The following is a 7,999-nucleotide window of genomic DNA, read 5'->3' as shown; positions in this document are numbered from 1 at the left end:
AACCGATTGTCAGGAAGACACGAGACAATTCTTTGGTTCACTAAGGAAGATGAATACACATTCAACCTTGATCCAATTAGGGTGCCGTCCAAATATCCGAACAAAAAATACTATAAAGGTGAAAAAGCAGGGCAGTTATCAGGAAACCCGTTGGGTAAAAATCCTGGTGATATGTGGATACTTCCTAATGTGAAAAATAACCACGTCGAGAAGACCATCCACCCTTGCCAGTTCCCTGTTGAGCTGGTCGAGCGTCTGGTTCTCTCGCTCACGAATCCCGGCGATGCAGTGTTTGATCCCTACATGGGCGTGGGTTCTACCGCAGTGGCAGCCCTCAAGCATGACCGACGCACCTATGGATGTGATGTCATACGCGAATACGTTGATGTAGCATGGGAACGAGTTCACGCCCTCAGGGCAGGAACACTCGACACTAGACCGATGCATAAGCCGGTCTACGACCCTACGTTGCCCAATGGCGGACATTAGATGCGAATTGTTCAGTACTACTCCCACTTAAATGGATTTGAATACCTTCAGTACCATAAGCCTAAAATATGGGCAGAGGTTGAAGCTATTATTGCGGGAGTAGATGCTGAACGGTGCAGGACAAAAGCATCTGCCGAAGCAAGAAAAGCAGGGAAAACTCTTTATTCGCCTGTAGATATGAATGCCGAGTTTAAACAGCTATTTGAAAAAAACAATTGGAAAGAAGAGAGAGTTACTAACTGGTTATCTGAGGACACCAGGATTTTACGTCAGATTGTAAACCTGAAACCTGATGACCAGAAAAGAACTATTGAGGAAGGCAATCAAGAACCAATCATGACCTATAATCAAACCGACTTCATTAAGGATCGGGTTGCGGTTGAAGTGCAGTTTGGTAAATATTCTTTTGTTGCCCACGACCTTTTCGTCAAACACATGTCTTTCTATATCAACGGCAACATCGATGTTGGTATAGAGATTGTTCCAATGAAGTCCATGGAACGAGATATGTCATCTGGCGTTCCTTATTATGAAAGGGATTTGTTCAATCTAATGAGGCAAGGCCGTGGTATTCCAGCAGTGCCTATTATCCTGGTAGGCATTGCGCCCTAATTCAGTACCAGTGACTTGGAACCTCAACACCATAGTTTTTTGCCACCGTTTCTAGCATGGCAATAATCTCTGCATGGTTAGCCTGGTCTATCTGTTGCCAGGCGGTGCGGCGAGCTAACAGGTCTTTAAGTTCACCTAGTCTGTACATTCCCAGCCGGTGAAAATTCCCCCAACTGGGAATACCAAAGAGGTTATAGATTGTGACTGTTGAATCCCGCTCACTAGCCAGCCGTTTTTCACCGGTCAGCTTCTCGGCAGCCTCTTCGGCATCGTCACGATCATCGTAGGTAAACAGTAGCTTCATTGGATCGCTGCTCCAGTATCTGAGCTGCGATTTTGCCTGACCCTCCGTAACTCCTAAAGCGAAAGCACCACTATCGCGGATATGAGCCGTAGCGTGAAGCTCAAAAGCGCCTGGCCACGACCACTACACGCCCACTCGGCACGGCCTGGTTAAACCGAACGACAGGAACGCCAGCCTTGGCGGTTGATCAACGGAACTAGCGTTCTCTGGGGAAATTGCGGCTTCGTGAGCGTTCCCGTTCTGGGTCACGCTTATCGTTCTCGCGCTTGGCAGTTTCTAGGCGCTCAGCTCGTTCGATCCGTTCACGCTCAGCGGCCAGGCGCTCAGCATTGGCCACCCACTCGCGTTGTGGCTGATACTGCGCCTTGATCTTGGCCGTCTCTTCGCGCCTGATCTGCAGATAGGCTTTGTCGGCCTGCTCGATCTTCGCCGGCAGTGCTTCCAGCGCCGTGTTCGCGGCCTTCACGGCGTTTTCGCGCTCAACCAAGTAATCCGGCTTGTTCAGTCCAATAGCCGCCATTTTGGCACGCATGGGGTGCCGCTCCGACCACTCTTCAATTTCCACCATCGCTTGGTATTTTCGGGCCTGTGCCTCGTTACGCTCTTGCGTCAGGTCGCGCACCTTGGCGTAAGCCGTGGTCACGGGCGACGACTGAGCTGCAACGTCAGCGGCATCCATGAACGCCGGACGGCCATGGCGGCGCTTGTACTGCTCGATGTCCTGCCGAATCTCGGCGGCGGTCTTGGTCTTTTCGACCGGACGGCGGCGCTCCCGCTCGGCCGCGAGGTCGATAATCTGCGCGCTGACCCGCTCCCGCTCGACGTTGTTCGCCATCACTTGGCGGTTGCCGTCGCCCCGGTCGGACGCCTTGCCCCGGCGCTCCATGTCCGTAGCGACTGCGCCAAGGTGCGTGGTGGCTTCGCGGTCGATGCCCTGAGCGGCAAGGCTGCGATGGTCGATCCGCTCGGCACGGCCTTCGCGCTCCAGGGCGCGATTGGTTAGGTCGGCCCAACGCTCGCGCAACTGCTCGATGTCGTGCGCGCTGCGCCCCTCAATTCCAGCCTTAGCGCGGTCTTTGTCGCCCAGCTCCAAGGCGGTTTTATTGCCGAGCTCGATGCCATCAACCCCCCGGCTGACTTCCCGGGTCGTCATCAGAATGTGGGCATGGTGATTGCGCTGGTCGCCTTCCTGGTCTGGGCGATGAATCGCCACGTCCACGGCCACACGATAACGCTCGGCCAGTTCGCGGGCGAAGTCGCGGGCCAACTCTTTGCGGCCAGCCTCCCCCAGCTCGGCGGGCAAACCCACGATCCATTCGCGGGCAGTGCGCGAGTCCTTACGCTTTTCGGCGGCTTCAGCGGCGTTCCACAGCTCGGAACGGTCGGCGGTTCCGCCGTCCGGCATCAGGATTTCAGCCGACTCGACACCCGCCCGGCGGGTGTAGTCGTGGATCAAGCCGGTGCGTTGATCGACCAACTCACTACCAGACCGATAAGCAGCAGCAGCAACGGACGAACGTCCGGCGCTTCTCGCTATCGGTTTGGTGGTGCAGTGGAAAATTGCCACGGCTCTTGATTCCTGTGCTTTTGATTTTGCTTTAGCCCCGCAGGGCGTACTGGGTTGCGTAGCAACCCGTAAGTGCGCACTTTGCAGTTCGCTTCGCTCTCTGGCTGCGTGATATCGTAGCACGACCGAAAGAGAGGAGGCGGGATAAATGGCGCTGACGATAGAGCAAAAAATCGCACAAAAGGAAGCCGAATTGGCTCGCCTTCGTAATCAGAGCCGGGCGCTCGAAAACGGGCAAAAAATCATTTTGGGCGGGATGCTTTTGGCCGAAGCGCGCAAGGACGCAAAAATACGCCATTGGCTCTTGAGCATGGTTCAGGCCACCGTGAAGCGAGACGTCGATCAGCGGCGCCTCGCGCCGCTGATCGACGAGCTCGCCGCCCTGGATAAAACACTATGAGGTGGCAATGGCGTTACATACATAAAGCTATGGAGAGGCTGCCGTATGACATTTGAAAGAGATGAACTGGCCAAATACGAAACAGCCATTAGCACCATAGGGAATGTCAGGGCCCTGGCATCCCAGCATTTAGCTGATGAACGCAAAAAGGCAAAGCCAAACGAGGCGCATATAACCTATTTGCGTAATTGGCAGGGGCACTTGCTCCAAGTGCAGCGTGGATTGACCATAACTGACCACGCTGCCGTAAGCACCGCTACGGCCACCTATGCGCAAATACTGAAGAACCGAAGCACAGCCCCCAACTTTCCGTTAGAACTGCCCATATGGACATCTAGAGGCCCTGCGAGCGGTCTTTGCAGAGGCTCAGATCGCCGGGAGGCCAAACCATGAAATGGCATTGGCGCTACCTCGCACTGATCTGGCTCGTCTGGTGGGCTTGGACGCAGCAACTAGGCTTTTCAACCCCGCTGACTGGTTGGGTCAAGCTGGCGGTGATGGGCGCCGCCGTCTGGTACGGGCTGGGATTCGTGAAAGTCCTCATAGAAAAATATCTGCCAGAGGGTCGCAGCGATCCCAAGGTGGTAAGGGGGGTTGAACTCTCCACCTCGGCAAGCCTTCTGTGTGCACTAGAACTGACGGCACGGGGCATTACCCGCACCGATGAGCGCGGCAATGTCACTCCGGAATGGCGCAAGGCGGAAAACGACCTTCGCCGCGATCCGACCAAATACCACGACAAGAACGTTTTTGACGGGTGGGTGAGGCTGGCACAGACGCCAATCCCACCCGCCAATGAGGCCCTGCACATCGCCATCACGGCTAGCACCGGGGCCGGTAAGTCGGTCGCACTGCGCGGCTTGCTGGCCGACATTCGGGCGCGTGGTGATCGCGCCATTGTTATCGACAACGGCGGCGAATTTGGGGCCGAATTCGGCGCACCTGGTGACCTGGTGCTGTCGCCGTTCGATAAACGCTCGCTTGGCTGGAACTTGGTGAACGAAATCCGTGAATCGCACGACTGGATGCGCATTACACGTTCGGTCGTACCGGACGGCCAAGGCAGCGAGCGCGCATGGCACGAAATGGCGCAAAAGCTGCTCGCTAACTTGGGCATGAATACCCATGTCGATAACGCCGAATTGTTGCGGATCGCCACCGGCTACAGCGCCGAAGCCCTGCAACCATTGCTTGCGGGCACCTCGTCCAGCGTTTTGACTCAAGACGGTGGTGACCGCCTGTTGACCAATATTCGCTCGGTTTTTGGCACAGTGTTGCAATGCTGGCAGTTCATGCGCGGCGGCGGCTTCTCCCTCCGCGAATATATGCAAAGCACTGATCCACGTTGGCTGTGGGTGCCGTTCAAGGAGTCCGAATTAGGCGTCTCCCGCGATCTAATCGCCTGCTGGATGGATATTTTGGTATCGGCGGGGCTTGAACGCGCCGAAGGCGGGCAAAACACGTGGATCATCATTGACGAGCTGGACACGCTCGGAGAGTTAGCCAGCTTGATTGCCGCCACCACCAAACTCCGCAAACGCAACGTGCGTGTGGTCGTAGCCTTCCAGTCCTACAGTCAGCTCGTGTCCACTTACGGCAGGGAACGTGCCTCGACGCTACTCAACTGCTTTTCGAACAAGCTCATTTTGCGTTCCGTAGATGGCGAGACAGCGGAAAAGCTGGCCCGAGAATTGGGCGAGCGCGAACGCTGGAAGTTGTCCAGCACCTCGAAAGGGCAAAGCGCATCGTCCACCGAATCGCTCCAGCGGGAACAGGCCGTGATGCCCTCCGAGCTTCAAAACCTCCCCGATCTGCAGGGCTATATCAATCTCGCGGGCGACTACCCGATTGGACGCTGCCAGGTGTCGTTGGAAGCGACTAAACCACGGCATGGGCCAGTGATATACCCTGAAGGGCTCCCGACCTATCTGGGTGACGACTGAGAGCCAAAGGACGTTGTGGAAGTGGATGACAGCCCTTTCACTGTCTAACACGCAAGCGAAGCGCGCAGGGCGTAAGCCAGCGCCGTGAAGGAGCGAAGCAGCCCGTGTAAGGCCTAGAGTTTGTGTGCGGTGTAAGACGGGCGCACAGCGACTGGAACGGCGCTTGATCTTGCTTCGCACGATCTCAAACTCGCGAATTCCCGTTAAAAAAATCAGTTACAGGCGGCCTATGGCCGCCCGGCGCTTTGCGCCGTTACGGGGCAAAGAGCACCAACGAGCCGTCTGGGACAGTTACCCACCTCGCTTCGCTCCGTGGATAACTATCAGACTGACGCCTCGCTGCGCTCGTTGTCGGGCCGTCCCAAATCCCTGGCCGGAAAAAGCACCCGACCAGCGATTTGGAACGACCTGGACGTGATAGAGCATATCGTCTCTGACGTTTTTCGAAGCAACACCAAAATCACAGGCTAAACGCGGACTGAGGTCGGCGGCTGCGTTCATCGCAGCCTGCAAGACCGCAAGCGGTGGCGCCGCAGGCGGCACCACTTAGCCCCGCTCCTAAAAGAAAAAGAGGGCACTTCTGGACGAAAAAGTCTGAACACCAGTAAATACGTGGCCTGCAGCCATTTTTTGACCTGCTTGATATGTTCACTCTAGGGTGAACATATATGTTCACTAGCTGAGTGAACATTTACCATCTGAGTGAACATCTTGTGCGCACGCGGCGTTCATATATACTGAACATCATGTTCACCAGGCCGAACGGATATGTTCACTTGAAACAGATCAGAAAAGACCCCGCTGATTTCGCCATGCTGACCCGTGGTTACATCCGAGACATTCGTGAATTGTCTCGGCGTAGCCCTAGCGCGTTTCAAGTCTTCATGCTGCTGACGGAGCGGATGAATAAGACCAACGCGATTGTTATCAGCCAGTCCACTCTCTGCCAGATCCTCAACTACGGCAGAACGGCGATACATAACGCCATTCGCCTACTTGAGTCAGAGCGCTGGCTCCAAATCGTGAAAATCGGGACAGCTAACGGCTATGTCATCAACTCCAAGGTCGTTTGGCGGGACCATAGCGGCAAGCGATACGCGTCGTTCTACGCCGAGGTAGTGGTCAGCGAAAGCGATCAGGGGAGGCCTGTTGAGGACTGGGATAATGTCGAGTTGCGCCATGTTCCCGTTCTTCAGGCCGGCGAACATCCGATATCTACCGGCGATTTGCCTCCCCCGGACCAAGCTGAATTATTGCCAGTCACAAGGGATGAAGTGCCCCGCGTTAGGGGCTCTGACATCCAAGATATGGAGACTGACAATGAATCTAGCCGACGTTAAACAGCATCTCCGTCAACTCGGGGCGCTGGTCCATGACATGGAAAGCATCCTGGACGATGGCACAGAGGATGCGCCATTGGCTTTCTTTGAAGCATGCGAGGATGTACAGCATCAGATAACGCAGCTTATGCGCGCCTCCTTTATCGCAGTTTAGGTAAGCACGAGTAAAGTGGCACACCAAATCGAGGAGCGGTGACACATGGCGTGGCACACTATCCAAGAGGCACAGCAGTTGACCGGAAAGAGCCGTCGAACGCTCTACCGGGATATGTCTAAAGGCCGTCTATCTTGGGCGCCTGAGGGTGATAACGCCCGTCGATTGGAGACGTCTGAGCTAATCCGCGTCTATGGCACTTTGCTCCCAGTGGCACAGTCTGAGATTGAGAAACCGGCACACGCTGGCACTGGTGTTGGCACACAAGACACGGCCCTGATCTTGGCCGAATTGAAAGCTCTACGGGAAGAAGTCGCCGAACTTCGCCAGGCGATGCGCTTGATCGAGCACAAACCTGATCCTGTGCCATCTGTCATACCTGACACGCCCGAAGGCGTGCCAGATTCACCGCAGCTACCGCTGCCGTGGTGGAAAAAATGGGCCTTCCGCCAGTAAGACTGGGCGAAAGACGGTGTTGCATTACGAGCAGTACCTGATAGCTGCGTCGATCACCAGGATGATACCGAGGGACACTTAGGCACCTCCGGATTGCTGCTTGACCTGCCGAAGCAGCATTGGCGGTTGATCCACAAGGACTAGCGGTTCCGTTATTCGACGAACACCTCACACGGCTCGGCTAAGTGCTGGATCTCTAGCAGAGAATGCCGTATATTTGTAATACGCAGAGGTGACCATGAAAGCCAATACAGTGAATTCAGATAACCAAGACGCCGTTCTTGTACATAAAGACAATCTTCTTTTTATGCGGGGCTTAGAAAACGAATCAATGAAGCTGATCGTTACGTCTCCTCCGTACAACATCGGAAAGTCATACGAAAAACGCTCATCTCTTGAGGATTATATACGTGGCCAAACGCAAGTAATTTCTGAGTGCGTCCGTTTGCTTCATCCGCAGGGTTCAATATGCTGGCAGGTCGGTAATCATGTCCAAAAGGGCGAAATTTTCCCGCTAGACATAGTTCTTTATCATCTATTCAAAGATCACGGACTAAAACTAAGAAACCGCATAATATGGCATTTTGAGCACGGGTTACATTGTAAGAACCGATTGTCAGGAAGACACGAGACAATTCTTTGGTTCACTAAGGAAGATGAATACACATTCAACCTTGATCCAATTAGGGTGCCGTCCAAATATCCGAACAAAAAATACTATAAAGGTGAAAAAG

The 7,999-nt window shown here is 54.6% G+C and carries 9 protein-coding genes; 7 read left to right on the top strand and 2 right to left on the bottom strand.

Going from position 1 to position 7,999, the window contains the following annotated elements; translation table 11 throughout:
- Positions 1-489: DNA-methyltransferase (locus tag HF257_RS33105; RefSeq protein WP_185712154.1), on the top strand; the 489-nt coding region annotated here is incomplete at its 5' end.
- A complete protein-coding gene (locus tag HF257_RS33100; RefSeq protein ID WP_047299607.1) occupies positions 490-1,101 on the top strand; it encodes a BglII/BstYI family type II restriction endonuclease in 612 nt (203 codons plus the stop codon).
- A gap of 1 nt (position 1,102) precedes the next feature.
- On the opposite strand, the gene HF257_RS33095 is transcribed toward HF257_RS33100, so the two are convergent.
- Together HF257_RS33095 and mobQ are read right to left on the bottom strand one after the other, a co-directional pair.
- Complete coding sequence (locus tag HF257_RS33095) at positions 1,103-1,405, bottom strand: hypothetical protein (protein ID WP_047299609.1); 303 nt, start codon at positions 1,403-1,405, stop codon at positions 1,103-1,105.
- A 196-nt stretch (positions 1,406-1,601) separates the two neighbouring features.
- Positions 1,602-2,972 (bottom strand): MobQ family relaxase, encoded by a 1,371-nt coding sequence (gene mobQ / locus HF257_RS33090; protein ID WP_274521397.1) that lies wholly within the window; start codon positions 2,970-2,972, stop codon positions 1,602-1,604.
- Between the two features lie 148 nt (positions 2,973-3,120).
- On the opposite strand from mobQ, the gene HF257_RS33085 reads away from it, so the two are divergent.
- The 5 genes from HF257_RS33085 to HF257_RS33065 form a co-directional block, all read left to right on the top strand.
- The gene (locus HF257_RS33085; RefSeq protein WP_078481982.1) at positions 3,121-3,372 is read left to right on the top strand and encodes a hypothetical protein; all 252 of its coding nucleotides are present in this window, start codon (positions 3,121-3,123) and stop codon (positions 3,370-3,372) included.
- A gap of 389 nt (positions 3,373-3,761) precedes the next feature.
- Positions 3,762-5,315: a type IV secretion system DNA-binding domain-containing protein gene (locus HF257_RS33080; protein ID WP_047299615.1), complete on the top strand. Its 1,554-nt coding sequence runs from the start codon at positions 3,762-3,764 to the stop codon at positions 5,313-5,315.
- Positions 5,316-6,091: 776 nt separating this feature from the next.
- Positions 6,092-6,655, top strand: coding sequence for a helix-turn-helix domain-containing protein (locus HF257_RS33075; protein WP_139053267.1), 564 nt, complete (start codon positions 6,092-6,094; stop codon positions 6,653-6,655).
- Positions 6,656-6,854: 199 nt separating this feature from the next.
- Complete coding sequence (locus tag HF257_RS33070) at positions 6,855-7,265, top strand: entry exclusion protein 1 (RefSeq protein ID WP_233098630.1); 411 nt, start codon at positions 6,855-6,857, stop codon at positions 7,263-7,265.
- Between the two features lie 238 nt (positions 7,266-7,503).
- Positions 7,504-7,999 (top strand): DNA-methyltransferase (locus HF257_RS33065; protein ID WP_185712153.1); only part of this gene is annotated, 496 nt, incomplete at its 3' end.

The organism is Pseudomonas cremoris (genome assembly GCF_014230465.1).
Note: the sequence above shows the minus strand (reverse complement) of the source record. Positions and strands in the feature narration are given on the sequence as shown.

Coding starts and splice junctions, on each gene's coding strand:
- HF257_RS33100 (WP_047299607.1), top strand. CDS start 490: ATGCGAATTGTTCAGTACTACTCCCACTTAAATGGATTTGAATACCTT.
- HF257_RS33095 (WP_047299609.1), bottom strand. CDS start 1,405: ATGAAGCTACTGTTTACCTACGATGATCGTGACGATGCCGAAGAGGCT.
- HF257_RS33085 (WP_078481982.1), top strand. CDS start 3,121: ATGGCGCTGACGATAGAGCAAAAAATCGCACAAAAGGAAGCCGAATTG.
- HF257_RS33080 (WP_047299615.1), top strand. CDS start 3,762: ATGAAATGGCATTGGCGCTACCTCGCACTGATCTGGCTCGTCTGGTGG.
- HF257_RS33070 (WP_233098630.1), top strand. CDS start 6,855: ATGGCGTGGCACACTATCCAAGAGGCACAGCAGTTGACCGGAAAGAGC.